The organism is Nostocoides vanveenii, assembly GCF_039531165.1.
Classification (GTDB): domain Bacteria; phylum Actinomycetota; class Actinomycetes; order Actinomycetales; family Dermatophilaceae; genus Nostocoides_A; species Nostocoides_A vanveenii.
In genome coordinates this window covers 55,127-81,553 of sequence record NZ_BAAAPN010000019.1, presented here as the reverse complement: position 1 = coordinate 81,553, position 26,427 = coordinate 55,127, and the positions used below count along the sequence as shown (strand labels likewise).

The window sequence follows — 26,427 nt, the reverse complement described above, 5'->3', positions numbered from 1 at the left end:
AGGAGTCCGATGTCGTCGACGACGACGAGGTCGGCTCGTAGAACCCGGGCGATGGCCTTGGTGACGGTGTCGTCGGCACGGTGCCTGCGCAGCAGCACGCCGAGGCCTGTGGACTCGTGGCACGACATCTTTCCTCGCGCGACCGCTCAACGATCTCGTCACGATCACCGGAGCGAGGGCCGCGACCTCGTACGGCGAGCATGTGGCCGCGGAGTTGGCGTCCTACCTCGCCAACGCTGAACGGATAGTGCTGGCCGGCGGTGCGTACGGTATCGAAGGGGCTGCCCATCGAGCGGTGCTGGCATCCGGTGGCGACACGATCGCGGTCATGGCGAACGGCGTTGATCGTCCCTACCCGATGGGTCACCGTAAACTACTTGAGCGAGTAGCCGACCTCGGCCTCATGGTCAGCGAGGTTCCACCCGGCGCAGTGCCGACGCGCCATCGCTTCCTCGCTCGCGCACGCCTGATGGCCGCGCTCTCCGCAGCGACCGTCGTCGTCGAGGCTGGTGTTCGCTCTGGATCGATGACCGTCGCCCGGCGCGCGCACGAACTCGGCCGCGCCGTCGGAGCTGTTCCCGGTCCAGTGACCAGTGCGACGAGCACCGGCCCCAATCTCTTGCTCGCACAGAGACTCGCTCATGTTGTCGCGCATGCGGGTGATCTGACGCGCCCGCGCCAACCGACGGAGACGAGATCGCTCAGTCACGAGAGCGGGCAGGTCTTCACAGCATCCGATCCCCAGGCTCCCATGTCACGCGACTCGGCGCGCAGCCATCAGGGCTCCCGGCCAACGTTGTCGAGGTGAAAGTCCGCGTTCATGCGCACCGCAGGATCAGGTCTCGCTGTCAGACCTCGATCACTGCGGCCACCTGCTGGTAGACCGGTGTCCAGAGGTCGACTTCCACCTCGGGGGTCTCGATGCTGACGACGAGCGAGTAGTTGACGCCTTTGTCGCTCTGATCCATCTTCGGCCGGTTCTTCCACCAACCTGCGACGGGGTACACAACGACAGCCTCTTTGGCCGCGAGGTCGGCGGCCGACCCCGACCAAATATCGGTGTGAAGCGATCCGGCCGAGGTCTGCTGATCACGGCCGAAAAGCCAACCGCTCTCGGTATTGAGGGCCAGTGGCTTCTCATCTTCATCGCGTGCCTGCTTATTGACGCGCTGGCGGAACGCGTCAAGGTTATCCTCGGGTCGTTTCATCGCGAAGCGCAACCCATGAGAGGGATAGACGTATCGGCCCGTCCAGCCGCGACTCGATGGATTTGGTTCTACAAAGTACGAGAGGGTGACGCGCAGCCGAACTTCAGTCTCCCCGAGCGCGGACAACTCGTCGATGGGCCACGGCAGGCGATGCAGGTTCATCTCGCGCGCTTTCCCGCTGCTGGAATTCCCGTCACGCTCGTATGGATGGATGACTGCCTCGTCCACCAGTGTCAGCGCATTGGTTGCGCTGCGCGTAGCGCGTTCCAGGCTGGGCACGCCCATCCCGTAACGACGAAGCAAGTTGACCGCTGCTCCCTTTGTGCTCGCGGCCGTGATTCGCGCTTGCATCGCGTCAGTCCACTCGGCGGAGTGGACGATCAGGGCGCGGACCGTCTCGGGCCTCAAATGAGGATAGGCGGCCCGGATGTCGGCTGCGATTGCCGCGACCTGGGCCGTGGCTGCCGAGGTATCCCGCGTGGTCGTAAAGAAGCCCTCGCCTGGGTGTTGAAGACGAGTGGTGAGGATCGCGAGGTTCTCAGGCGTGTCCACCTCTGAGCCGTCAGGGGTCCGAGCAAGGTTCCCACCAGGTGCAACGACATCCGGTTTGAACGGCCACCGCTTCTGATCAAAGGACACGGAGGTTCGGCTGGTCGGCGATAGTTCACCACGAGCGGCAATCGGTACGTATCCTGCGAAGACGTCGGGGGCGTGATCCATCGCGTCATGCTCGGCGTAGGCTCCAACCGCGAGCGCGTTCCACGACTGTGCCGGGTCTTCGACTCCTTCCGCGTCGCTACGATCGAGGTGATTGTCCTCGGCGCGCACGTCACGGATGTTGCCAGCGGAAACGACAAAGAGCCGGGGCGTCGGCTCCTCGTCTCGGTTCAGGTAGGTGAACTTGGGGACGCTGTCATCAATCGCACGGCCGAAGGTCAGGGCATCGAGCGTGGCTGACCATGCGGTTGGACGCCCGTACTCCTGCTTCGGACGGTCTTCGACACGATGCCCTGGGTTTGGCGCAGCGGCAGGTGCAGTGATGGCCAGCATGAACACCCGGGCCCGATTCAGTGCTGAAATCTCGGGCTGATCGATCGCTCTCGCCGTCACGGCCCCGTACACATCGGGATCGTTGTCCCCAGTGTCAGGGAGCAGCTTTACTGATTCGAGCCGATGCTCCAGACGGATGCGGTGCTGAGCGCCGACTGCGGCTTGCAGGTCTCCATAGAGCGCAAGTCCTGCCATCTCGGTGCCGTGTGCGTGGATCGCCACATCTTTGCGCCAACTTGGCTCAACCGAGTGAAGATCATCGGCTGCGAGTGAGTCTTCCAATAGCGGGTGCCCGGCTTGCACGCCACGGTCGAGGAGGCACACCACGGGCGCGTCGGTTCCAGCGTGCTCGACGCGAGATTGCAGCTCGCGCACCCAGTCGCGCTGTTCGAATGCGGATAACCCTGGAAGGAACGATGCTACTTCGTGAGGGCGACGCAACTCGGCGATGTCGTCAATGCTCCGGAAGGTCATCGCGAGTTGTTCGCTCGTGGCGCGGATGAGCACGACCGTTCGGTCACCGAATCCGAGGTAGTGGTCGCTCACAGGGAGGTTGTGCTGCTGGGCGTACGCCGTCAGTCGGGCATACTCCTGGCCGTCAATGACTCTGAGCCACAGTTCCCACCAGCGGGATTCGGTGGGGTTGGTCGGGTACTCGTCAGCAGGGTCCGTCCACAGCTCTCGGATCGTTGCGCGACGCATCGAGGCAATACCTTCGATCAGAGCCGCGTGCTTCGGCTTCCCTTCTGCGACCTCGGCAGTCTCGACGTACTGCTCAAGCTTCTTGAGGAAGAACTCCTTCTGCCCTTCGGGGATAAAGACCGTCGCGTTTGAGACCTCACCTGCGGGGGTCGATTCATGTTGGACAGCGACAAGCTCTGGCTGGGCACCAGGCCGACGCGACTCCAAGCTCTCGAACATCAAATCGAGACCAGGAAAGGAGGCGAAGGTGAGGTATGTGCCCGTGGTCTCAGGCTCATCTGCCGGAGGAACCCAGGCGGCCTCGAACTCTTGAGTCAGGCGCTTCCCGTGCTCGCTCCGGCTCCCGCCGAACCCTCCACCCCGGCTCGTCACCGGCGTCGTGATAGGCGTGAAGGACTCAGACGCGGGCGGCGTGGGCACCAGGATGTGCGGACGGTCTCGCTCAGCCATCTTCGCTAATTTGCCCCGTCAGTCCGCCGCTTGGGGCGGGGACGTTCTTCCAAAGCGATGACAACATCATCGGTTCGCACTTGAGTGCGTTCACCAAGGACGGTTCGCTTAGCGGCGTTCTCGGCTGCGGTCGCGATCTCAGCGTGGCTCAGACCACGAGCTGCCGGGATGATTCTTGTCCAGCTCAGGTTGTGGATCTGGAAGGACGCGAGCCGGTTCTTGATGACCGACTCCACTGCTGCGTCGTCTGGCAGAGCGAAGTCCATCACGGTGTCAAATCTGCGGAACAGCGCGTTGTCCAACAGACTTGGGTGGTTTGTTGCAGCGATGATGACGCTGTCTGATGTGTCCTCTTCAAGGAACTGTAGGAACGAGTTGAGTACTCGGCGAATCTCTCCTACGTCGTTCTGTGCGGCGCGGTCGCCACCGAGAGCGTCCACCTCATCGAAAAGGTAGACGCCACGAGTCTCGGCGAGCGCATCGAATACGAGACGCAGTTTCGCGGCGGTCTCTCCCATGAACTTCGTCAGCACCGTGTCCAGTCTGATCGAGAACAGGGGAAGTCCGAGTTCGCCGGCGATCACACGCGCTGTGGATGTCTTCCCGGTGCCCGGCGGCCCCGTGAGTAAAAGACGCCGGGCAGGGGTCAGGCCATGTCGTGCCAGCGCGTCACGCTGCCTCTGTTCCAGCAGTACGTGCGTCAGTCGTTCGTGGAGATTGTCCGTGAGCACGAGGTCACTCAGTCTGGCCTCGGGGTACGAGACGTTCAGCAGCGCCCCGAGCTCACCCTTCGGCTGAGCGAACGGAACCACGGCGGCGATGCGGGCTCGTTGGCCAGATCGCTCACGGAGGTCGTTGACGAGGTCGCGAAGCTCCTGAGCGAACTTTGACTGTCCGGCGCGTGCGGCCTTGGCCGCGACCTGCATCGCCACAGCGTAAAACTGCGGGTCGTCGCCGTCGGCGTGGCTCTTCACGAGCGCCTTGACCTGATCGTTGGTCGCCATCAGGGGACCTCCTCTCAGTGGCACGCCTCCAAAGCCGGGTGGTGATCCTCTAAGCGTACCGGTAGCGGCCTCTCGCTGCTGGAGCACCTGCCGAGAGAGACAAGGTCGTGCCAGATGCTCCCTCTGCCCACGACACGGGTCAGTTCGAAGCAGGTGGACGACAGTATCCTCCGCAGATCGCCCGCCTGCCACAGGACTTACAGCGAGCGACCGAGCGATCTGTGCTCGACCGGCCGGGGCCCGCTACGTCCTGTGCGCGTACCGGCAACTTCGGTTGCTTGCGTGAGCGCGGATCGCGCCCTCGCGGCGTCGATCTTCTGGGCGGCCGACTCGGGCGGGGGCCCGAGGGGTGCGTCGTCGGTGATGCGGTACCGGTCCCGGTAGGCGGCGACCACGCGTGCGGACTTGCGCCAGGCTGCGGCTCGACGTCGGTCGTTGGGCGGCGTTCCAAGAGCCTTCGTCCACGGCGCCCACTCGGTCAGGGCGTCGTCGAGTACTGCGTCAGCGCGCGCCTCGATCAGTTCCTCTCGCTCGTCGAGAGCCGCTCGCATCTCAACGTCGATGACGCCGTGCGCCGATGGGATGAGGCCGGCGATGAGGCGCGCTGGTTTGCGAGTCCTGCCCGAGCCTGCGGGACGGGCGGTGGCCCGCTCGACGCGGTAGTGGAGGACGGCGGCGATGTCGTCCGCGTCACCAAACCCGCGCGCGGCCACGAGGCGCGGCAGGAGGGCATCGACATTGTGATGGTTCGCTTCAGCGCGTCGGAGCTCAGCCGCGAGCGGGCCGAACGCCTCGGACTCGATGGCCTTCTCCGCCTGTTCGTCGGTGAGCCCGGAGCCACGGATGAGGATGGCCCAACGGTCGTGTTGGGCTGAGGCGGCGATGGTCTCGTACTCGGCGGCGAGTTGAGCGATCGAGCCCCACTGCTCGTGCTCGGCGACGATGGTCTCGTGCGCCGAGAGTTCGGCCCCACTGTGCTGCAGAACGCCGCGGAGTACGCTCCGCGCGGTGGCATGCGGGTCGTCACCAGGGTGCGGCTGGGCATGGTCGTCGGCGCGGTCGAGAGCCACGTAGGCGTGGTTCGCGTGCCGGCCTCGGGTCATCGCGACGTAGAAAGTCTCCCTCGTCGAGGTCGGTTCGACCAGGACGTGCGCGGTGTCGGTCGTGATGCCCTGGGCCCGGTAGGCGGTAACTGCATAGCCGAGATCGACATGCTCGGCCACGTACGAGCCTGGGAGGACGATGCTGCCGCCGAACCTGCGCCCACGCCTGCGAGCCCTGAAGGTTCCGTCGTCGCGGTCAGTGGTGCCGGTCCCGTAGTCGCGTGCGATGGTGACGGTCCCGTCGTCGCCGACGGCGGTGACGGTCCAGATGTCGCCGTTGCGCACCCAGTCCCGCCCGGCCAGGGTGCGGAGGTTCCGGTTGTTGAGGCGCGTGATGATGGTGTCGCCCACGCCGGCGGCGGTGCCGGCACGCAGTTCGACCTCGCGGTCGGAGTTCAGCGTTTTGTTGAGGATCAGGTCGGCACGGGCGCGACGGTTCAGTGCGGTCACGTCTTCGTGGGTTTCGGCGATCAGCACCGAGACCAGTCCCGCGTCACGGTCGGCGCGCCACGCGTTGTAGGCAGCATCGGTCATCGCCTCGCCGTCGCCGTCGGTGATGCGCTCGTGGGCGAGGTAGGTGTCGATAGCCACCGTGCGTCCGTGGCGTAGCTCGAGTGAGGCGGTCTTCTCCCAGGTGTGGGTGAAGCGGTGAACGTCTACGAGTTCGGGAGTGTCGGCTCGGTCTCTGGCGATCATCGCGAATGCTCCGCCGGCGTCCACGGATTGCAGCTGGGCGTGGTCGCCGACCAGCAGCACCTTCGCGCCTGCGTCTTGGGCGAGGTGTGTGATGCGGTCCAGTGACAGGGTGCCAGCGAGGGAGGCTTCGTCGATGATGACGAGCTGGCCCGCCTCGAACGTGGTGCCGTGGATGAGGTGGTTCTGCCACCACTTCGCCGTGTTCTCCGTCGCGATCCCGATATCGTCGGCGAGAACCTGTGCTGCGACCGCTGACGGCGCGAGACCGACGACCGACCCGGTGCCGTGCTCAGCCTCCCACGCGCGGCGGAGCGTGTTCATGGCGGTTGTCTTGCCCGCCCCGGCGGGACCGACCAGCACGTCGAGCATCCGTCCCGACACCGCAATGCGGCTCAAGGCGTCGGCTTGGTCGTCGCCGAGCATTCGGCCGTCCGCGTCGGGTCTGCGCGTGATCCTCTCGACCGTTGCGAGTGGCACCGTCGGACCGGCCAGGTTCGCTGCTCGTTCGAGGAGTCTGTCCTCGGCCGCGAGCTGGGACTCGGAGGTGAACACGGTCGAGCTCTTTGGGCGGAACACGGAGGTGCCGTCGGGGCGGCGGAACACGACGGGCGACGAGGCGAGTTCGGGCGGCGTCAGCCGAAGGGAAACGAGCTCGGCGGCGTCGGCGACCATCGCAACGATGGCTTCGCGGTCCTGCCTGGTGGCGAACCGCCAGCCCATCGTCTGTCGGGATGCCTCAGCCATGAGATTCCATCGCCGCCAGGTCGAACGCTTCTCACCGACCACCTCGACGACTGAACGCCCAATCTCGCCGATTACGTCGAGCGGCACGTCGTCGGCGCGCAGCAGGAGCGGCTTGTCGTTGTCGGTGATCTCGCGTGCCCACATCGTCACGTCCCGCCCCAGCACCTTCGTTGCGCGGGTTCGCCACTCCGCAGTCAGATCGGCAAGGGATCGGACCTGCTTCTCGGGCCGCGTGGCAAGGGTCGCTTGGGCTCTGAGTTTCATGATGACTGCTGGTGTCGGACGTCGTCCGTGCGCTGCGACGTAATCAGCGATGAGACGGTCGGTCTCGGCGTCGATGTGACGAGCGCGGGTAGAGAACTCGGCGACCAGTTCCTCGGGCACTCCAGTGATCGCCCATGCTGGGTTCCGGTCCCGACCCATCTCGCGCGCCTCCCAGGAAACGCCGAAGGTGCGCGTCATGTGGTCGGCGAACACGGCTTCATGTAGTTCGGAGAGGGCGACGACGGCGGCGTGCATCGGCCTGCCGTCGAGCGAGCGCCACTTCCCATCGAGGACGGTCCTGGCCTTGTTGCTGACGACGACGTGCGTGTGGAGATGGGGGTCGCCGGCGCGGGAGTCGAAGTGATCGAACGCGGTCGCGATGAGCCCGGTGACATCGACCTGCGCAACCGCGCCGTCCCCGGCGGTTGCACCCGTGCGAGTGGCCGCAACCTCGCGCTCCATGAACGCAACCACCTCCGCAACCGCTCGATGATGCGCCTCCCCAATGAGTGCCTGGACCCCGGCGTCGGCGACCGCCCACAACACTGATGCTGACTTCGGAATCGAGAAGGTGAAGTCGAAGCCCGCCACAGCACGCCGCGTACTTCGGGTCGTCTCCTCGGCCACGATCTGCGCGACGGCTTCGCCCTTGGCGCCGGGTGTCATCGTCGACTCAAGGCCAGCGATCCGCGCTTCGATTCGCTGCACCTGGCTCTTGTAGGCCGGGAAGCCCAAGCCGAGCTTGTCGCCGGTGATCGGATCACACCCCGTGCCCATCAGGAGCTGGAGTTGGTCTTCTGATACTCGGTCGCCCACTTGAATCTCGCCCTTGCCGAGGTCCGCTACGCCCGCGCCGAGCCAGCGACCAGGCGGGGTGCCTTCCTCCATGTAGTAGCGAGTGAGTGGCGTGGAGAGTGGCCTGTCGCCGTCGGCTGCCGCGACCGTCTTGAGTAGGTACTTGTAGCCATCACCCGCCGACATCACGCGCATCGAAACCGTCATGCTCACCTCCGCTCCTGGCGAGCAGGTGAGCACCCGCACCCGGTGACTTCTGAAGCAAGCGGTAATGCCCGCTCTCCCTCGACCTGCAAGAGGCGTGTGACCTCGGACGGCGGTCGGAGCGAAGGCCGGAGATGGAGGACCTCGGGCGGCGGCAAGCGAGGGCTCATTTGAGCAGCAGGCGCGTGTCGGAGCCGTGCACCTGACAGGTGACCAGCTCCTCATAAGTTCTCGATGAGGCACGGATGCGGGGGACGACCGTCACCGGAGCGACCTTCATGCACGACCTCAACGCCGACGGCGAATCAGACCTCAGGATCGGGTCGTTGTTCAGCGGCTACGGCGGCCTCGACCTCGCCGTCGAGCACGTTCTCAACGCCAGGACGGTGTGGTTCTCCGAGCTCAACGAGCCCGTCGCCCGCGTCTTCGCCCACTATTAGCCAGGCGCTCCGAACCTCGGTGACATCACGACCATCGACTGGAGCCAGGTGGAGCCGGTGGACATCCTCATCGGCGGGTTCCCCTGCCAGGACGTCTCCACCGTTGGCAAGCGCGTCGGCCTCGCACCACGAGCAGTTCAGAGGTAGCGGCAGATGGACTCCGGTATGCAGGCTTCGGACGCCGTTGCGGCCGCCTGCGCGCGAAGCTCGACGATGCTCCCTCGCAGGGCGCGCAGCTGCTCAAGCTGCTCGTCGATCTCCACCAGCCGTCGGTCAAGCAGGTCCTGAACGTGCGCGCACGGGGAACGTCCCGCATCGCGAATATCGAGGATCTCCGCGGTCTGCGCGAGGGTGAGTCCCGCAGCCCGAGCCCGGTCGATGAACTCCAGTCGCTGCACAGTCTCGTCACCATAGTCGCGGTAGCCGGCGGGCGTGCGTTCCGGCGGCCGCAGCAGCCCTCGCTCCTCGTAATACCGCACCGTCGACGGTCTCGTCCTCGCCTGCTCCGCGAGCTCCCCGATCCGCATCGTTGGCACCTCCGCTGCGGGCTTGACCTTCAAGCATGCTTGAAGGTCCATTCTGTCCTACGCGCCCGGATGAGCGGTCCGGGTCCACCACGAGGAGGCATCATGACACAGCACGGCGAGCTCGATCTTGCGGTAATCGGCACGGGCGGGGCGGCGATGTCCGCGGCGATCCACGCCCGGCTCGAAGGGGCCAGCGTGGTGGCCATCGAGTCCGGAACGCTCGGCGGCACCTGCGTGAACGTCGGCTGTGTGCCCTCGAAGACGCTCCTCGCAGCTGCGCACACCCGCCACGCCGCCCTCACGAACCCGTTCCCCGGCGCCCCCACCTCCGCTGACACGGTCGATCTCGGAGCGCTCGTGCAGCAGAAGGATGAACTGGTCAGGATGCTCCGACAGACCAAATACGCCGACATCGCCGCCGCCTACGGGTTCGACATCATCCCCGGCACCGCCACCTTCACCAACGCGGAGACCCTTCTCGTCGACGGACGACCGGTTCGCGCCAGATCGTACCTCGTCGCCACCGGCGCCGAGCCCCACGTCCCCGCGATCCCAGGGCTCGACCAGGTCGACTACCTCACGTCGACCACAGCCATGGAACTCACCGAGCTGCCCGCTTCACTCGTGGTGATCGGCGGCGGCTTCGTAGGTCTCGAACAGGCCCAGCTCTTCGCACGGCTCGGAGTAGAGGTCACCATCATCGGCCGACTCGCCCCGCACGCCGAGCCCGAACTCTCCTCCGAGCTCCGCAAAGCCTTCCTGACCGAGGGAATCACCGTGATGGGAGACCGTGCAGCAGCGATCACCAATCACGACGGGCTGGCCCGAGTCGTCACCCGCACGGGGAAGGAAGCTACCGGTGAACGTGTCCTCATCGCCACTGGCCGCACACCGCGAACCCAGCTGCTCGAACTCTGCGCGGCGGGCATCGCGACCGACGAGCGCGGCTTCGTCGTCGTGAACGAGGAACAGCGGACCACAAACCCAGCCGTGTTCGCGGCCGGCGACGTCACCGACGCGCCGGAGTATGTGTATGTCGCCGCGATGGCCGGGAAGATCGCCGCCCGCAACGCCCTCGGCCACCACGAACAGGTCAACTACACCGGGCTACCCACCGTCCTCTTTACCTCACCCCAGCTCGCCTCCGCTGGCATCACCGAAGCCGAAGCCATCGCCGTCGGATACCGGTGCGCCTGCCGATACCTGCGACTGGCCGACGTGCCTCGGGCTATCACTAACCGCAACACCCGCGGTGGCCTCAAGATCGTCGCTGACGCCGATACTGGCAGAGTGCTCGGTATCCACGCCCTCGCCGACACCGCGGGTGAGATGATGCTCGCCGCGACCTACGCCATCAAAGCCGAGTTCACTGTCACTCAGCTCGCCGACACCTGGGCGCCGTACCTCACCATGGCCGAAAGCATCCGCCTCACTGCGAACCTATTCCATAACGAACTCCCGACCTCCTGCTGCGCCTGATAGCAGACAGCTCGACGGGGCCACTTCAAACCGTCACCCGGGGCCAGATCAGGTTGACAAAGGCCCTCCTGAATGACACCGAAGGCCCCCGCCCAGCACCCGCGTTCGTGGAGTGGCTGATGGGCCTGCCGACTGGATTGGTCACCGATGCCGGCGAACTCTCGCAGAACCAGCAGATAACCGCGCTTGGCAACGGAGTGCTACCCCTCCAGGGCTGTGCCCGCTCTGTCACGTGGGCTATGAGAGCGCCGCGTCGTCCGGTGCGCCCGGTGTCGTTCCCAGAGCGGCGAGGAGGCGGGTCCGGATTCGCTGCTTGCGCTGCTCGAAGAACGAGGTGAAGTCGGGCAAGTCGAGTGGAAGGCCGTCGAGGTCGTTCTCGGCGAGGTAGGTGGCTCGTTTGTCCTCGCTTGGGAAGGCGGTGTCGATCCACTCGGCGGGCAGGCCGTCCTGCTTCTCGATGTTGGCGGTCCCGGCGAGCAGTTGGAGGTTCGGTAGGAGGTTCACGGCAGCCAGGTAGTCGTCGATGCTGTCGAGCGGGACACCGGCGTCGAGGAGCTTCTTCTTGGTGAACCGGGACTTGGGGAAGATGTGGTCTTCGTGGAACTTCTTGCTCAGATCCAGTCCCGGGTACAGGACCGAGAGGACGGAGAACGTTCGCTGGCCGGCGTACTTGAGGTTGAGCAGTTCGTCGATCTCGGCGTTGTCGAACGCGAGGCTCTTGCCGACGGCCGCCATCGCCTCCTCGACCGCGGCGACCGGGAAGCCACTCGCCGAGTTGGTCCGAAGGACATCGCGGATGCGGGTGAGGAGCGTGTCGAGTCCCGACCCCCAGATGCCGCGCTTGACCAGCGAGCGGGTCACCCACCGTTGAAGGGCGAGCCGGTCGGCGGCGTCCGCGGTGGAGTCGAGATAGGAGTCGCCTGCACGCCGCAGGTGCAGGTAGTGCGCGACGGGGACGATCACGCTGTTCGCGGTGAGGTTGCGTTCGTTGTACCCGAACTGCTGGAGCACCGTCGCAGCACGCAGCAAGGCTCCCTTGATCTGCGGCCACGCGGCCTCCACCTTGGCCATGTTCCCCTGGGTGAAGTTGGTGACCTTGAACCGCACATCCACGTCCGCGATCGTCAGCGCGGTCTTCAGCACCACATCTTTGGAGAAGGAGAACTGGCGCCCGGCGTTGCTGTTGATCTCGGAGACCAGCGAGCGGACTTCCTCACGGGCGTCCAGCTCTTGCCACTGGTTCGTGGCCATCGACAGCAGCAGGTCCGAGTAGGAGAGCGTGGTGCCGCCGCTGTTGACGCGAACAAAGATCTCGAGCACCTTGTCGGCGTCCTGATCGGTGACCAGGAAGTAGTTCATCGGCTTGAGAACCCGCACTGCCTCGTACAGGTCGTAGAGCCGCTGGAACGCGTCAGCCGATCCGGCGATACCCCGTTGCTCCAGTTCCCGCATGATCGCCGGGCCGGCGTTGGCGAGATCGAGGACCGCGCCGACCCGGAACCACTTGTCAGCCTCACCGGCCGCTGGGGCGGCTTCCCGGTCGGTGAGGAACCGCAGGTCGTACTTGGTGCCGAGCTCTTCGTCGTCGGGCTCGTCGACGAGGTTGAGGTAGAGGCGCTTGACGGGGAACGCATCGGCGCTGTTCCACCAGGCGTACTTCTTCTTCTCCGCGAAGCTGCCGTACAGCGCGATGTTCAACGAGGTGAGGCGCTGCTGCCCATCGAGCACTGCCGTCGTGCCACTCCCGGAGGGAACGGTCGCCTTGTCCGCATATGGGTTATCGCGCTCGTGATAGTTCGTCAGGAACTCGTAGAACGTGTACGACTGGGCCGTCTCGGGCTTCACGTCCCACAACAGAAACGACCCGACCGGGTACCCGCGCATGAGGCTGTCGACGAGCTTGGTGATCTGATCGGCATCCCAGACGAACTCGCGCTGGATCGCCGGCATCAGGTACTCGCGCTTGTGGATGGCAGTGAGCATCTCCTCGATGCTGCGCGGGGTCTGAAAGGACATGCGGGATTCTCTCGGTCAGGCGGACAGATGCTCAGGCGATGGTGTCGTCATCAACGGCGACCACGGTGTCGTAGAGGCCGTAGCGACGCAGCCCCTTGTGGGACTCGATGCCGGTGTATGACAGGGACGAGTCTTCATAGCGGCGGAAGGCGAAGACGGCTTGGTTCATGTGGGTCGCGCTGAAGACGCCAAGGTTTACGAGCAGATGGAAGTCCTCGACGGTCAGCCCTGTCACGGTACGGAACAGGCTCGGTTCGAGCTTGGTGATGACGTCCTGAAGAGTATTCTCGCGGAAGTCGGTCAGGTACATGAACGCCGGAATGCGGGTGGCGAATTTGACCAGCTTCTCCTGAATCTGCTTCCGCTTGGACTTGTACTCCTTCTCTTCCGCCGTGAGCTCCTTCTTCTCCGCCGGAGTGATGTCCTCGCCCTTCTCCTTCTTCGCCTTCTTCACGGCGTCGCTCTTATTCACGACGGTCTCGAAGATGTCGTTGCCGAGCGCGCGGAAGCCTTCGATGTTCATGACGGCGTTGAGGGCGTCGGGGGTGTTCATGATCTTGCGCAGGGTGTCGTTGTCGACGTTGACGAGGATCGCGGACTCCCACTTGCGTGCCAGGAGGGTCGCGGAGGTGCCCGACATGGCGATGTCGAGGATGCCGCCAGCATCGACCTGAGTCATGTTCGACCCGTCGTACGCCAACACGGGCAGGAACTTCACGAGCTCCTCGACCGCTTGCTCGGGGTTCGGCGTCTCCGGCGAGAGACCTGCCCCGTAGTCGGCGATCTGACGGAGCGCACGAGTAGGGGCGAAGTCGAACACGAAGCACACGGGCTTGAGGACTGCTTCGGCGCTCGGGTTGTCGCCGTCCGGATTCTTGATCGACCACGGTGACTGCACGCGGAACGCTGCCTGGAAGTAGGTCTCCGGTGAGTTGAGGTTGCGCAGCATCAGGATCGAGGACCACTGCTTGACGGTGACGCCCGTGGTGAGCTTGCCGCACGACAGAATGATCGTCTTCGTGTCATGGCCATCGCCGATCGCCGCCCGCACCGGCGGGAGAGCATCCAGCCCGATGCCCGCGCCAGCGCCCGCGACAACCAGTACCTTGTAGTCGTGCCAGAACACGTTCTGCTTCTCCGCAAGCAGGTTCGCCATCGCTTCGCAAGCAGCAACGTTGGGGAGGAACCAGAACGAGTGCTGCAGGTACGGCAGGAGCCGGACATCGGAGTACGGGAACGGCGGACGGGTACCCATTCGCATGGCGTCGACCTGCGTGGGCAGGTGAGCGCCGCGGATCAGATCGAGCCACTTCTGAACGTCGGTCTTGTGGGCGAACTCGGCGTCCTTGCCGGCGCCCTTTGCCTCGAAGAACTCGTTGAGGTCGAACTCGTCAAACTCTCCCTGATTCGCAACGGCAATCAACTCGTCAGGCATCTGGTACGTGAACAGACGCATCTCCGGGAGTGCCCCGTACGGGTTCCAGGCGTCCGGTTGCGCGATGGCGTACTCGGCCTTAGCCCGCTGCTCGTCGGTGTAGGTCCAGTTGAAGATTTGCTCCTCGATGAACTCACCGGTTGCCAGCGCCTTGAACGGCGTGCCCGACAGGTACAGGTAGGCGCGGGTGGTGATCGGCAGGAAGTCGTCCTCGTCGTTGCCGAGCTCGTCAAGCTCTTCATCGAAGGCCACGAGGCCGTCGTTGTACTCGGCAGCCAGTTCCTTCTGCTTGACCTTCTCGTCCTCGCCCTCGAACAACTCCTTGGCGGACTCCCGCCATGCACCGAAGTGGTACTCGTCGAAGATGACGAGGTCCCAGTTGGTGGTGTGGACCCACTCGTTCTTCGCCTTGATGAGGCCGGTCTTCCGGTCGCGCCCGAGCAGGTCCTGGAACGAACCGAAGTAGACCAGCGGTCTCGTCTTGTCGGCATCGTCTGGGCTGCCCCCGGTGGCCGAGGAGAGGTACTGCCAGCCGTCGAAGTCGGCGTGAGACTCCAAGTCGGCTTGCCAGGCATCTTCCACTGCGGGCTTGAAGGTCACCACGAGGATGCGTCTCGCGCCGAGCCGCTTCGCGAGTTGATAGGAGGCGAAGGTCTTCCCAAAGCGCATCTTGGCGTTCCACAGGAACCGCGGCACCGCCTGGGAGTCCTCGGCCCAGATCGACTCGTAGTAGCCCTCAGCCTTGTCCACGGCGCTGGCCTGTTCCGGGCGCATAGGGAACGTCTCGTGGTGGGTGCCGCTAAGTCTCACGCCGGTGCGAAGCTCAGTGATCGCCGTGCGCACATCGTCCGGGGTGCAGCGCATCCACTCTCTTGCTGAGCCGAAGATCGGGTTCTCGAAGCCCTTGTCGATCAGTCGCTGGCGCACATCTGAGTCGCGAAACATCGTCCCGTCGCCTCGTTCGGCGAGCTCGTCAACGTGCAGCGTGTAGGCCTGCTGCATCTGCCCTTGAGACTCGCGGATGCGCGCGTTCACGTTCGCCTTCGTCGTCTGTCCCACCTTGAGGAGTCCCGCGTATCCGGCGGGTGGATCGTTCGGCGACCACGCATAGATGCGCAGCCGGGCCTCCGGCTTCGCAGGAAGCAGTTCGTCGATGTCCCTACTCATCGCTTTCGTCGGCCCCGTCCTCGTCGAAGAGGGTGTCGTCGTGGGCGGCGACCTGCGACTCGATGAATGCAATCTCGTCGTCGGTCAGTCCGTAGCGCTCGTAAAGGAGAGCATCAGTCCAGTCCTGGTCGAGCGGAACGTCCGGAACGAATGAGTAAACGTCCTTGGTAGCGTGCTGAGTGGACTTCCGCAACGACACAAGGAACCGGACAAAGCGCGTTCGCAGGTACCCGGCATAGCGCCGAGCCTCCTCCTCGATCCCGAACCGGCCAGCGACAAGATACGTCTCGCTGCACGCGGTGCCTGGACCCGCGAGAATCGGGCGCGAGAGGAACTTGGTTTCAATCGCAGCACTCGTGCCTTGCACTGCGGTCATGAGCACCTTCCACTCATCAACCCACGAGTCGTTGAGCGGAATCTCGGCACGATCCACCCAGCTCACCCTCCGCGAGCCGAAGAGTTCCACCGGAGCCTTGAGGGCAGTGGCGCTTGGCTTGCCGTGAAAGTTGGTCGGCAGTCCGAAAGGCTTACGGCTCGACACCCGTGAGTCGAGCGTTGGCTCAGCGTGCGCCCGAACTTTATCGAGGATCGGAACCGCTTCATTCCGACGGACCAGCACATCGTAGGCATCGAGGTATCGCGTCGCCTTTTCTCCCACCGGCTGCCCGTCCCACATTGTCTGGATGGTGCAAGGTCCGTCATGCTCGCGGTCCCAAAGGAAGTACGACACGCCACCTCTGATCTTCACGCCCGGGAACGCCTCGTAAAGTTTTGGGTAGTCGACGATGTCGTGCATGCGGTGATCGGAGAGCATCTTCTTGCGGTACTCATCGAGACCCTTGCCACCTGCAAACCAGCGAGACGGGGTGACGAAGACTGCGAAGCGTGGGTCGAGCCCAAGTGCCTTCTCTACGAACATCTGGTAGATCGGTGCAGCGGAGGTGCCGTAGCCGCCGTCGCTGAGCTGGTACGGCGGGTTGCCGATAATGACGTCGAACTGCATGTTGTCTCCGAACAGCTCGGCGATGCGAGCTTTGATGTCGTCAGTGTGGATGAAGGCGTAGGCGTGAGTCTCAAGATCGTCACCACGTGCGTAGTCATCCTCGCCCGCCCCGCAGTAGATGCACTTGCGGTTGGTATAGACAGCGACTTCCTCGCTGGTCAGTGGATCAGCACGGAACTCCCGCTTCCCGCCGCCCCAGGTGTGCTCCGTGCGCTCGAACCAGATGTTGCCGTCCTCGGTCGTGAATGACCTAGCGATCGAGTGCGGCCCGTTGGCGACCTTCGAGCAGTAGACGCTCCGGCGCGCGAGCAGCGCCGTGAGCTGGGTGATCCCGATGCCGAACACTTGGTGGGTGAGGATGTGATCGACGCGTTCGGTGAGGTCGGGGATCGTCAGGATCAGTCCGTCGGTGAGCCGGCGCACGATCTCGCGGAGGAACACACCGGACTTGGTGAACGGATCGAGGAACGTGACATCGGGGTTGGCCCAGATGTCGGCACCGTCGTTGGCGTCTGCCCACGCGGCAGCAAGCGTGTCGAGCATCTGGTTCGCAAACTCCGGCGGGGTGAAGACCTCATCGTTGGATAGGTTCGCGATACAGGTCAAGACATCCGGGTTGTGCCCTCGGAGGGTGAAAGGTGCAAGGGTCACGCGGCGGCCTCGGCGATCTGACTGACGGTCATCGTCGGGTAAGTCTGCGCGGGGACGAACAGGTCCTCGTCATCGAGCTCGCCGAATAGGGTTCCCTCGTACGAGGCGCGCTGAGTGAGGTCGTCGTAGCGAAAGTCGCGCCTCTGGAACTTGCCTTTACCGAGGTAGCCCCACTCAGGAAAGGTGATCGGCTGGCCGCTTGGCACGGTCATGGTCAAGGCATCGCCCTGGACGATGTTCACGGCGAGAACCGCGCGGGCCGCTCGCGCCCACTGGTCATCGTTGCCGATACCCAAGAACGTGTTGAACACCTCGGCGAGATTGTGGCGGCACTCTTCGGCGTTGTCTGCGAGAAGTTCGATACCGTAGGTGCACATCAGCGCGAACAGGGCGTAGTGGCGCTTCTCGAACTCGCTCTTGCCGTGCCGAAGTTCGACCGTGGCGAGCTTGCGAGCCAGGACGGGGATGAGGAAGTTGCCCGAGCCGCAGGCGGGTTCGAGCACGCGGGAGTCGATCCGCTCAGACTCGTACTTAACGAGGTCGAGCATGTCCTCGACCATCCACGCCGGCGTGAACACCTCGCCGTGGTCCGCAACGCGTTGCTTGGACTTCACCAAGCGCTGGGCGTCTTTCAGGTTCATCTTCACCCCTCCCCGTGCTCGTCGTTGTCATGAGCGTAGGAGCGACCAGCGACACCGGGATGGGCTACGGGGAGCTCTCGGTCGCTGGCTGCCGCGCCCGCGCGCACCCAGTCGTCGATCTCGCTGGCTTGGAACTTCCAGAGGCGTCCGACCTTATGGGCGGGCATGGCCTTCTCGGCGATCCAGGTGTAGACGGTGTCTTTGGTGATCCCGAGGTGGGCGGCGATGTCGTCTGCGGACAGCCACGGCTCAGCCACGTTGGTCCTCCCTCGCTCTATGGCCCAGGCAGGCCAACACCCACGATGATACCGGTTGAGCTACGGCTTGAGTTGGGTTTCTCCGGGCGTGGCCGAACGAGATGGGTGCCGAGGTCGGTCGCTCCGCTCGGCCGATCAGTGCAGGACGCGGGCCTTGAGCCAGGTGGTCACTGTCTCGTGCCACAGGTCGGGGTCGGCGTTCCAGCAGAGGGTGTGGCCGGCGTCGAAGGTCGCCAGATCAACAAGGTCTGGGCGGGCGTCTCGGAGTGCTTGTGAGAGCTGGACGGGGACGGAGTCGTCTCGGGTGCCGTGGACGATCAGGGTCGGCGTGTTGAGCTCTACGGCTCGGGATGTCCAGTCGAAGGAGCGGAGCGGGATACTTCCCGGCAAGCCCACAGTGCGAGCCAGTGGTGTGAGGGTGAGCCATGGGATCGCGAGGTGCCCGGCTGCTGCGGGCAGTCCGGTGCGGGCGCTGTTGGCCTTGATGACTTCGGTCCAGTTGAGGACTGGTGAGTCGAGTACGAGTGCGGCGATCAGTCCCTCGTGTCGAGGCCGGTTGGCGAGCTGGAGGGCGATCGCGGCTCCCATCGACCAGCCGAAGAGCACGATTCGTTGGGCTCCTCGTCGGACGGCGTATCCGATGGCCTCGTCAACGTCGGCCTTCTCCGTACAGCCGAGGGTTGAGCGGCCAGTGCCGACTCGTGGCCCTTCTGCTGTGTTGCGGTAGCTGATGACGAGGGAGATGTAGCCAAGCTCGGTTGCGGCGAGGACGCCGCGCAGCGTGCCGGCGCGGGTGCTACCGAGTCCGTGGATGTGAATCGCCCACGTCGCGGGGTCGCCGTCAACGCGCCACGCCCGGCATCGTCCTGCGGGGGTCGTGATGGTGATGTCGCGTGCATGGAACCCGGCGTCAGCTGGGGTGGCGTAGTAGACGCCGCTCCACGAAACACAATTGCCAGCCTTCGGAGTGAAGTCAGGTGTGGTGCCCGTGATCCTGCGGGCGACGCGAGTAGCCCCGCGATCGACGATCTCGGTGGAGAGCTGTGCCCAGCCGCCGTGCTCGAACCAGAGGTTGTAGATGCCAGGCGCTGTGGTCTGCGCGGTGCGGTCGAGCACGATCAGGTCGCCATTGTCGTCGTGCTCAACGCTGCGGATCGTGAGGTCGAACGTGCGTGGGCCGACGGGTGCCGTGAGTCGCCGCGCGACGGCCCACCCGGCCCCGGCGGCCGCTGCTGCGGCGATCCCTCCACCGAGGGCGATGCGGCCGATCATGGCTCCCGTTCCTCGATGTTCGGAACGGTCAGGGTCGTTGTGAGGGCGCTGTCGCTTCCGACGAGGTGGCTCTCGGCGCGTTCGAGCAGGTCGCGGTCGTCGGTGCTGATGTCGAAGGTGATGCGGGGGTCGATCATCGCGTCGCGGATTTCGACGATCACTCGGTGCAGGTGCCCTTCGGGGTCTTCGCTGTTGGCGGCGAAGGGGTCGGCCTGGCTCAGCCCGGGCCGCGCGTACGTCGCCCGGTGCCAGAGCGGCTCCAACTGCGCCGTGAACGAGATGGTGTGCCGACGTCGGGCATGGTGCTGGGCGCGGCGAACGGCAGGCTGGACCGCGAACCCGGCACAGAGGAACAGGAAAGTAAGGGCGGAGAGCGGATCGTAGGCGGACTGGATCGTGTGCATGAGATCGAGGTGGCCGGTGGCGTGGGCAATATCCATGACGATCACGGCGAGGCAGAGCGCGACGCCGAACGCCGACCCCAGGCTCAACAGTGCCGCGGGCAGGCGCTGGATGCCGGTGCTGTCGCGAGACTGCCGTGCGGCGAGGACGAGCATCGTTGCGATGACGAGTGCTCCGTAACTGAAGTTGATGATCGAGTAGACCGCCGCCGCTGGCTGCGCGCCGAGATCGCTCATGAATCGTGTCGTGGTGGTGCCGCGGTCGATGAACAGGAACGATGCGGTGATCGCGAGCAGCGCGAAGAGCAGGACGGGCGCGCTGACGGCGACGCGGACGAGCCTGGGCCGGTACTCGCCGGACTTCATGACGCCGCGCCCGAGGAAGAACAGCCCGGTCATCAGGAGCGCGTCCGCGATCAGCGTCGCGATGTTGGTGCCGCCGAGGAGCGGATCGATGACCGCGTAGATGCGATCGACGTTCAGCGTCATCGCGATGGCGATGGTGAGGGCGGCGTAGGTGATGCTGCGGTCGGCGCGTTTACGACGAAAGATGAGCAGGCTCGCCACAAGCGCCCACATGAGCGTCGCGACGAGCGTCTGGATCATCCGAAGACCTCCGAGTATCTGGATTCGGCGAACACCGATCCTCGGATGCCGGCGGCGAGCCGGTCGGCGAGTGACTCGGCGGCGATCTCGGTTTCGCTGTCGAGGTCTTGCCGCCTGAGCAGGCGACCTCTGGTGTACGGCGGGATGTTAGGCAGCAAGACCTCCTCGACGGCGCAGTCGTCGCCGTCGCAGTGCCCGAGGATCATGTGGGAGAGCTCGTGGAGCACGAACTGCTGGCGATGCAGCGCGGAGTCACTGCGGGCGTGGAGCACGAAGTCTTCGGCGTCGTTGGAGATCAAGGCCGCGCAGAGGCCGTCGTGGGCGTCGAGGTCTGCGAGTTCAACGATGCGGAGCCGGCGGTGCCGCCGGTCTTGGACGGTGTCGCGGAGGTCGTCGAAGGTGAAGGTGTTGCCGAGCTGAAGGCCCGCGACGGCCGCCGATACGGTCTGTTCGATATTCACGGTTCGCCCCTTGTCTGTTGGGGAGCGGGACCGGTGGCGGCTCTGTGTCGCGCAGTACCGGTCAGTGCTCGGGCATGTGTGTCATTTCCTCGTCCAGGAACTTGGTGATGGCGTGGAGGGCTTTCGGCGAGATGTCGCCGAGGGTGCGCGCTGCGTAGGACTTCACCTTCGCGGCCCGCATGGACCGAACCAGATCGAGCTGCGCGGAGACCTTCTCGGGAGTGGCCGCACCGTCCTCGCCGAGCAGGAACGCGGCGTCCACGTCGAAGAACGCCGCCAGCCCCTCGAACACGGCGGGGTCTTGGACGTAGCGGTGGCCGTTGACCATGTACGTCCAGCGCGACCGCGACAGGTTGGTGCCTCGTTCGCGGAGGTAGTCGGCGATCTGCGAGTAGGTCGGCTCGGTGCCGGACTCGGCAACAGCGACATCCATCAGGAGCCGCAGACGCTTGGCGAGGTCTTCGGCCGCAGCCTGGCTCTCGTCTTCGGTCATGACGGTGACCCCCTTCCCTTCGCGACGGGCAAGGCATCAATGTAGTCCACCCGAAGGGTGGTTGTGCATGCTCAACCGTACGCGTTGAGCATGCACAAATCAAGGCTTGCGCATGCTCAACGGTCGGTGTTAGAACAGGACTCCGGGACATTTTGAGCATGCTCAATGTCGCGTGCCGGTCTCGGCTCGGGCTGCCTCAAGGAGGTGAACGATGTCCAGCTCACGGTCTGGGCGCGGGTGTTCGCGCCTACCTGCCAGGTGTACCGCCGCGCGCAGCCGCGTCGCGGCCCGCCGAAGAGGAGGCCGGAGCATGGCATCGAACGAGGACGCCCGCGCGGCGCGAGAGGCGAAGCTCGACGAGCTGCACGAGAAGCTGACAGGAGCGGTCGAGTCGCTGGTCTCGGGTGACGATTGGCGGCAGGCGCTCGCGTTCGCGGCACGGTTCAGGTCGCGGTCGTTCAACAACACGATGCTGATCTGGGTGCAGCACGAAGCCGCCTACGAGGCGGGCCGGGTGCCGGAGCCCTTCCCGACTCTGGTCGCCGGATACCGGCAGTGGCAAGGGCTCGGGCGCCAGGTGATGAAGGGCCAGCTGGGGTACATGATCTTCGCGCCCGTGACGGGCCGGTTCGCTACCGCGACCCCTGCCGATGCGGGATCGTGGCGGCGACTCGGGCCGAGGGAGAAGCCGAAGGCCGGCGAGGTGGTGCGCTCGCGGATGGTCGGAGCGAGACCGGCCTACGTGTGGGACACCTCGCAGACCGACGGCGAGCCGCTGCCGGTGCCGCCCGCGCCGACGCTGCTGGAAGGCGAAGCACCTTCGGGGTTGTGGGATGGGTTGGCCGGGCAGATTCGCGGCGCGGGGTTCGAGGTGCTGCGGGTGCCGCACGAGGGGATGATCTCCGGCGCGAACGGCATGACCGACTACGCGGCGCGCACGGTCGCGGTGCGGGAGAACATGGACCCTGCCGCGCAGGTCAAGACGCTCGCGCACGAGCTCGCGCATGTTGTGATGCACGATCCCGACGACGAGGAGGCGCGGCAGCATCGCGGCATCCGCGAGGTCGAAGCCGAGTCCGTCGCGCTGATGATCGGTGCCGCGCACGGCGTGGACACTGCCGGGTACACGATCCCGTACGTCTCGACCTGGGCCGCCCGCGTGGACGGCGAAGCGCCCGCCCAGGTGGTGCAGGCCACCGGCGAGCGGGTGCGGAAGACCGCGCTGGCGATCCTCGACCAGCTCGACACGGCCCAGGTCGGCGACGGCACCCCGCCCGGCCTCGACCGCGACACCCCGAGTCCGCGCACCTCCCGCACGGCAGCGCCTGCGGTGGAGACCGATCGTCCGCGTGCTGCGTCGGCGCCAGCTCTGGCAGGGCGGGGGCTGTGATGCCCGAAGCATTCGATGTCCTCGCGGCGCTCATTCGCGTGGATCGCTCGCCAAGCCTGACCTTCGCTGCGCGGAGCCTCGCGGCGGCTGGCGTGCCCGTCTTCCCGTGCCTCGTCGAGGGGAAGCGACCGCTGACCCGCCGTGGGTTCCTCGACGCGAGCAGCGACCCGGACCAAGTGGTGGTGTGGTGGTCGCGCACACCGAACGCGAACATCGGCATCCCGACCGGAGCGACATCGGGCGTTGTCGTCGTCGATGTCGATGTCCACGGTCCCCACGACGGCCGCGCGGCGTACCAGCGCGCCACCGATACAGGGCTCGTCGATGGAGTGGGTCTGCTGGTGCGCACACCCACTGGAGGCGCGCACGTGTACTTCCCGGCGACACCAGGCAGCGAGCAGCGGTCGTGGCAAGCCGCCACGGCGGGTGTCGATTTCCGGGGCGACGGCGGCTACATCATTGCTCCGCCGTCCCGGCGAATCATCGACGGGAACGTGAGGCTCTACGAGGTCGCCGACATCGCCGCGCACTCGGTCGGCACGGTGGACGCGGCCCGGCTGCGGGACTTTCTCGACCCGCGCCCCGTCGCACCACCACGCGCCAGCAGCGGCTCGATGGAGGTTGATGCTGAGCGGTTGGCGGCGTGGGTCGCCGGGCGGGGTGAGGGCGAGCGGAACCGGGGCCTGTTCTGGGCCGCCTGCCGTCTCGCCGAGAAGGGCGTCTCGGCTGCCGACGCGCTCGATGCGCTGGGGGCTGCGGCACAGTCGGCGGGTCTGGGCGATCGCGAGATCGCCACGACCGTGCGCTCTGCCTACCGGGCCTCCCAGCCCGCATCTGGCGGTCGGAGCCAGGGCGCGGGTCGCTGGTTCGATCGCACGAAGAGCCCGCCGTCCGCAGCCTTGGGGAGGGCGGGGCTGTGAGGCGTGAATCGGAGGGGCGGCGCTGGGCCGCGATGACGGCTGTTGCCGGGACGGTGTTCATCGCCGCCGGGGCGTTCTGGCTGTCCTTCACGTCGCTCGCCGATCTGGCCGCTCGATCCGGGATCGGTGCGGGGCAGGCGTGGGCGTGGCCGCTGATCGTGGACGGCATCATCGTCGTCGCGACGGTCGCCGTCGTCGCCCTCGCCGGGCAGCGCTCGGCCTGGTACCCGTGGGCGCTGCTGGTCGGTGGCGCGCTCGTGTCGGTGACGGCGAACGCCATTCACGCCGTCGTCGCCGCAGACGCCGACGTGCCACGGATGCTCGCGGCCTCGGTCGCCGCGGTTCCGCCCGTCGTGCTGCTTGCGATCACGCACCTGACCGTGATCCTCACCCGGACCGCCGACCCCGGCGTGCAGCCTGTCGCCTCGCGTCCGACGGTCACTGCGGAGTCGATGCCCGCGCTGTCATCTGGCGAGGCGGAGCCGACCCGTCGGGGCGACGTTGTGGCGGATCGGCGGGCGCTGGGTTGGGAGCTTCGGGAGGCGGGCTGGTCGAACAAGCGGATCGCCCGCGAACTCGGGGTGCATCCCTCGACCGTGGGCCGCTGGTTCGCCGTCGCGCACCTCACTGACACAACCGACACCGTCGATGAGCGGGAGGAGACGACCCCATGAACACCACTGAGAACCCGCAGCGCAACGATCCCGCAAGGCCCGATCCAGCACGGCTGGTGCCCGATGAGCCGAGGGAACGCCCCGAGCCCGTCGAGGCAACGAGCACGCCGGAGGCGGTGCGGGCCGCGCAGGTCGCCCGCGACGACAAGCAGCACGCCCTCGTTCCCGGCCGCGGCGTGGAGTGGGTACGCCCCACCGACCTGATCGCCCGGCACTCGGCGCACGCAGCCGGCCGTGGCCTCGACTTCCAGGCCGAGCTCGCACGCCGCACCCGCACCCCGATTGGCGCTGGTGTTCGTCGTCTCGGGGACCGTGCCCGGCGGCTGCCGCCGATCTCGGCGTTCGGGCGCAGCACCGCACCAGCGTCGCAGATGTCCCGCTCTGGGGTCTCGATGAGTTGACGGTGGTGAGAGGTCATGGCTGCGACGGCACCGGCATGCAGGACGCGCTCGTGGGAGCGAGCGCGCACCTGCCTGCCAGGAGGTGCCGACACCATGACCACACCAACCCACACCAGTACCGCTCCGACGGCCGACCAGGCTGAGGACTTCACCACCGGCGAGGGCCTGCGCGCCCTGCTCAACCGTCTCGCCGAGGGCGGCGAGGATGCCTGGGTTCACGACCCGGTGGCCCGCGACCTGATGGAGTTCGCCGCCGACAAGTACCGCGCTCTCGCGAGGAAGCACAAGCTCGACACCTGGGAAGCGGTCACGGCGGCGTTCGACGCGATGCAGTACCGCTCGACCCGCGAGGCCAATGATCCGTGGGCGATCATCACCCACGCCGTGCGGATCACCTGCGTTTACGAGGAACGCGCCCAAGGGCTGCTCTGCTCGGTGCACCAGGCCCGCCGCGCCCACGTCTCGGCGTTCCACGACCCCGAACGGTTCTCCGAACGCGACACCGCGCTGGCCGACTACCAAACCGCGTTCCACACCACCGACCTGCGTCCCAGCGACCTCGAACCGGAACCACGCGACAGTCTCGGGTCTGCGCAGGCGTGCATGTCCGCTGGATCGGCGGCCGAGGACGCCATCGCGATGCTGTGCCTGCTCGACTGGCCCACCGACATCGCACGGGCCGCGGTCGAGCACGTCTGCGGGGCGTTGATGAAGGCCGGCACCCGCCAGTCCGCCTACGAGGCGCTGCGCCGCGATCGGCACGCGCGGGCACTGCTCGACCTGCCGCGCCGCTCCTGGGCCGCTCTCTTGAAGGCGCTGCTCGGGAGCCCGCACCCGGCCTACGTGGCCACCAGCAGCGGTCGCGGCATCCTGCTCCGGCTCCTGCTGGGCGAGACTCTCGACCTGCTGCTCCGCGACGACGATCTGATCCTCGCGCTCGCGCTTGCCGCTCCGAGCGGTGGAGGCGGTGAGTCGTCGTGAACGAGCCACAGGTCGGCAGCATCCAGCTCGACCGCGCCGTCGATTCGATCCTCGTCGGCACCCGGCACCGCGCCGACCTCGGCGACATTGACGCCCTCGCGGCATCCATCGGGCGTGACGGACTGCTGCAACCGCTCACGATCACCATCGATGGTGTGCTTGTGTGTGGGGCGCGACGCCTGGCCGCGATCAAGAAGCTCGGCTGGCGCACCGTCAACGTGTGGGTTCGCAGCGGCCTGTCCGACCGGCTCGGGCAGCTCCTCGCCGAGCAGGACGACAACATGCTCCACAAGCCATACACCCAGCTCGAAGCCGCCGGCCTCTACCGCGAGATCAAGCAGGTCATGGCCGAAGACGCCGCCCGCCGCAAGAGCGCGACCCAGTTCAGCAGCGAGAACCAGCCCGGAAACGACGGTGGTGCAAACTTTGCACCACCGTCGAGCGGGCCACTCGGGAAGACCCGTGAACAGGCGGCGGCGATGATTCCCGGCGGTGCCTCCCACACGACGTTGGAGAAGATCGGCTACCTCGAAGACATCGCCAACAACCCCACTCAGCCCGAGACTCTGCGCGCCGAGGCCGCCGCCGGGCTGGACCGGATTGAGGCCGGCGATCCGGTGCATCCGATCTATCAAGCGATCCGCGATGCCGACACCACCGAGCGGGAGCGGCGCGAGGCCGAGCTCCACGCCCGCGCCGAAGCAGCCGTGGCCCGCGCGAAGTCGATCAAGAAGCGCACCCCACCGCAACCACTGCCGCTCGTCACGGGCGACGGGCAGCCCGTCCGCTATCCGCTCCGGGCGTTCGTCCAGACCTGGGGCAAACTGGCCGCCTGGTGGACCCACTACAACGCCGACACCCTCGCAGGCGAACTGACCGACGAGCAGTTCGAGAACTTCCTCGCCACCGCCGACGGCACCGTCCGGTTCGCCGACGCCCTCCGAGCCGCCCGCGAAGGGGCGGCGGAGCGGCCACGACTCCGCGCGCTCTGA

Annotated in this window: 23 protein-coding genes; 10 read left to right on the top strand and 13 right to left on the bottom strand. The window is 66.0% G+C overall.

The genetic code is table 11. From position 1 onward, the window contains the following. The first annotated feature begins 106 nt into the window (after positions 1–106). Entirely contained in the window at positions 107–808 is a 702-nt protein-coding gene (locus tag ABD209_RS03945; protein ID WP_344062442.1) for a DNA-processing protein DprA, read from the top strand. A gap of 40 nt (positions 809–848) precedes the next feature. Here the strand turns inward: ABD209_RS03945 and ABD209_RS03940 are convergent, their stop codons facing one another. From ABD209_RS03940 to mobF, 3 genes are all read right to left on the bottom strand, one after another. Continuing rightward, the gene (locus ABD209_RS03940) at positions 849–3,179 is read right to left on the bottom strand and encodes a S8 family peptidase (RefSeq protein WP_344062421.1); all 2,331 of its coding nucleotides are present in this window, start codon (positions 3,177–3,179) and stop codon (positions 849–851) included. 236 nt (positions 3,180–3,415) lie between these two features. Then, the gene (locus ABD209_RS03935) at positions 3,416–4,414 is read right to left on the bottom strand and encodes an AAA family ATPase (protein ID WP_344062418.1); all 999 of its coding nucleotides are present in this window, start codon (positions 4,412–4,414) and stop codon (positions 3,416–3,418) included. A 197-nt stretch (positions 4,415–4,611) separates the two neighbouring features. Further along, the gene (gene mobF / locus ABD209_RS03930; protein ID WP_344062439.1) at positions 4,612–8,223 is read right to left on the bottom strand and encodes a MobF family relaxase; all 3,612 of its coding nucleotides are present in this window, start codon (positions 8,221–8,223) and stop codon (positions 4,612–4,614) included. 242 nt (positions 8,224–8,465) lie between these two features. On the opposite strand from mobF, the gene ABD209_RS03925 reads away from it, so the two are divergent. Both ABD209_RS03925 and ABD209_RS03920 read left to right on the top strand, forming a co-directional pair. Next, the gene (locus ABD209_RS03925; protein ID WP_344062415.1) at positions 8,466–8,660 is read left to right on the top strand and encodes a hypothetical protein; all 195 of its coding nucleotides are present in this window, start codon (positions 8,466–8,468) and stop codon (positions 8,658–8,660) included. Between the two features lie 48 nt (positions 8,661–8,708). Next, positions 8,709–8,807, top strand: coding sequence for a DNA cytosine methyltransferase (locus ABD209_RS03920; protein ID WP_425564558.1), 99 nt, complete (start codon positions 8,709–8,711; stop codon positions 8,805–8,807). Here the strand turns inward: ABD209_RS03920 and ABD209_RS03915 are convergent. Next, positions 8,798–9,187, bottom strand: coding sequence for a MerR family transcriptional regulator (locus ABD209_RS03915; RefSeq protein ID WP_171196961.1), 390 nt, complete (start codon positions 9,185–9,187; stop codon positions 8,798–8,800). The two genes, ABD209_RS03920 and ABD209_RS03915, sit on opposite strands and share 10 nt — an antisense overlap. 102 nt (positions 9,188–9,289) lie before the next feature. Between ABD209_RS03915 and merA the strand changes: the two genes are divergently transcribed. Further along, on the top strand, positions 9,290–10,666 hold the full coding sequence (gene merA / locus ABD209_RS03910) for a mercury(II) reductase (RefSeq protein ID WP_344062406.1): 1,377 nt from the start codon (positions 9,290–9,292) through the stop codon (positions 10,664–10,666). Between the two features lie 237 nt (positions 10,667–10,903). Here merA and ABD209_RS03905 read toward each other — a convergent pair whose 3' ends face one another. The 9 genes from ABD209_RS03905 to ABD209_RS03865 all read right to left on the bottom strand — a co-directional run bounded on the left by ABD209_RS03905 (position 10,904) and on the right by ABD209_RS03865 (position 21,069). Continuing rightward, on the bottom strand, positions 10,904–12,682 hold the full coding sequence (locus tag ABD209_RS03905) for a DUF262 domain-containing protein (protein ID WP_344062403.1): 1,779 nt from the start codon (positions 12,680–12,682) through the stop codon (positions 10,904–10,906). Between the two features lie 31 nt (positions 12,683–12,713). Further along, complete coding sequence (locus tag ABD209_RS03900) at positions 12,714–15,284, bottom strand: GIY-YIG nuclease family protein (protein ID WP_344062400.1); 2,571 nt, start codon at positions 15,282–15,284, stop codon at positions 12,714–12,716. Beyond that, positions 15,277–16,938, bottom strand: a complete 1,662-nt coding sequence (locus ABD209_RS03895; protein WP_344062397.1) for an Eco57I restriction-modification methylase domain-containing protein — start codon at positions 16,936–16,938, stop codon at positions 15,277–15,279. The genes ABD209_RS03900 and ABD209_RS03895 overlap by 8 nt, the downstream gene beginning before the upstream one ends. Then, complete coding sequence (locus ABD209_RS03890) at positions 16,935–17,579, bottom strand: N-6 DNA methylase (RefSeq protein WP_344062433.1); 645 nt, start codon at positions 17,577–17,579, stop codon at positions 16,935–16,937. The genes ABD209_RS03895 and ABD209_RS03890 overlap by 4 nt, the downstream gene beginning before the upstream one ends. Positions 17,580–17,581: 2 nt before the next feature. Beyond that, positions 17,582–17,836 carry a helix-turn-helix domain-containing protein gene (locus ABD209_RS03885; RefSeq protein ID WP_344062394.1) on the bottom strand — a complete coding sequence of 85 codons (255 nt, stop codon included), beginning with the start codon at positions 17,834–17,836 and terminating at the stop codon, positions 17,582–17,584. A gap of 135 nt (positions 17,837–17,971) precedes the next feature. Then, positions 17,972–19,108 carry an alpha/beta hydrolase gene (locus ABD209_RS03880; RefSeq protein ID WP_344062391.1) on the bottom strand — a complete coding sequence of 379 codons (1,137 nt, stop codon included), beginning with the start codon at positions 19,106–19,108 and terminating at the stop codon, positions 17,972–17,974. Beyond that, the gene (locus tag ABD209_RS03875; RefSeq protein ID WP_344062388.1) at positions 19,105–20,115 is read right to left on the bottom strand and encodes an MAB_1171c family putative transporter; all 1,011 of its coding nucleotides are present in this window, start codon (positions 20,113–20,115) and stop codon (positions 19,105–19,107) included. The genes ABD209_RS03880 and ABD209_RS03875 overlap by 4 nt, the downstream gene beginning before the upstream one ends. Then, positions 20,112–20,576 carry a hypothetical protein gene (locus tag ABD209_RS03870; protein ID WP_344062385.1) on the bottom strand — a complete coding sequence of 155 codons (465 nt, stop codon included), beginning with the start codon at positions 20,574–20,576 and terminating at the stop codon, positions 20,112–20,114. Before ABD209_RS03870 ends, ABD209_RS03875 begins: the two co-directional genes overlap by 4 nt. A gap of 61 nt (positions 20,577–20,637) precedes the next feature. Continuing rightward, complete coding sequence (locus tag ABD209_RS03865; RefSeq protein ID WP_344062382.1) at positions 20,638–21,069, bottom strand: hypothetical protein; 432 nt, start codon at positions 21,067–21,069, stop codon at positions 20,638–20,640. A gap of 310 nt (positions 21,070–21,379) precedes the next feature. On the opposite strand from ABD209_RS03865, the gene ABD209_RS03860 reads away from it, so the two are divergent. The 6 genes from ABD209_RS03860 (at position 21,380) to ABD209_RS03835 (ending at position 26,427) form a co-directional block, all read left to right on the top strand. Next, entirely contained in the window at positions 21,380–22,459 is a 1,080-nt protein-coding gene (locus ABD209_RS03860; protein WP_344062379.1) for an ArdC-like ssDNA-binding domain-containing protein, read from the top strand. Continuing rightward, entirely contained in the window at positions 22,459–23,379 is a 921-nt protein-coding gene (locus tag ABD209_RS03855; protein ID WP_344062376.1) for a bifunctional DNA primase/polymerase, read from the top strand. Before ABD209_RS03860 ends, ABD209_RS03855 begins: the two co-directional genes overlap by 1 nt. A gap of 32 nt (positions 23,380–23,411) precedes the next feature. Further along, on the top strand, positions 23,412–24,053 hold the full coding sequence (locus ABD209_RS03850; protein ID WP_344062373.1) for a DUF2637 domain-containing protein: 642 nt from the start codon (positions 23,412–23,414) through the stop codon (positions 24,051–24,053). Further along, positions 24,050–24,454: a hypothetical protein gene (locus ABD209_RS03845; protein WP_344062370.1), complete on the top strand. Its 405-nt coding sequence runs from the start codon at positions 24,050–24,052 to the stop codon at positions 24,452–24,454. Before ABD209_RS03850 ends, ABD209_RS03845 begins: the two co-directional genes overlap by 4 nt. Positions 24,455–24,547: 93 nt before the next feature. Then, a complete protein-coding gene (locus ABD209_RS03840; protein WP_344062368.1) occupies positions 24,548–25,435 on the top strand; it encodes a hypothetical protein in 888 nt (295 codons plus the stop codon). Then, positions 25,432–26,427 (top strand): ParB N-terminal domain-containing protein, encoded by a 996-nt coding sequence (locus ABD209_RS03835; protein ID WP_344062365.1) that lies wholly within the window; start codon positions 25,432–25,434, stop codon positions 26,425–26,427. Before ABD209_RS03840 ends, ABD209_RS03835 begins: the two co-directional genes overlap by 4 nt.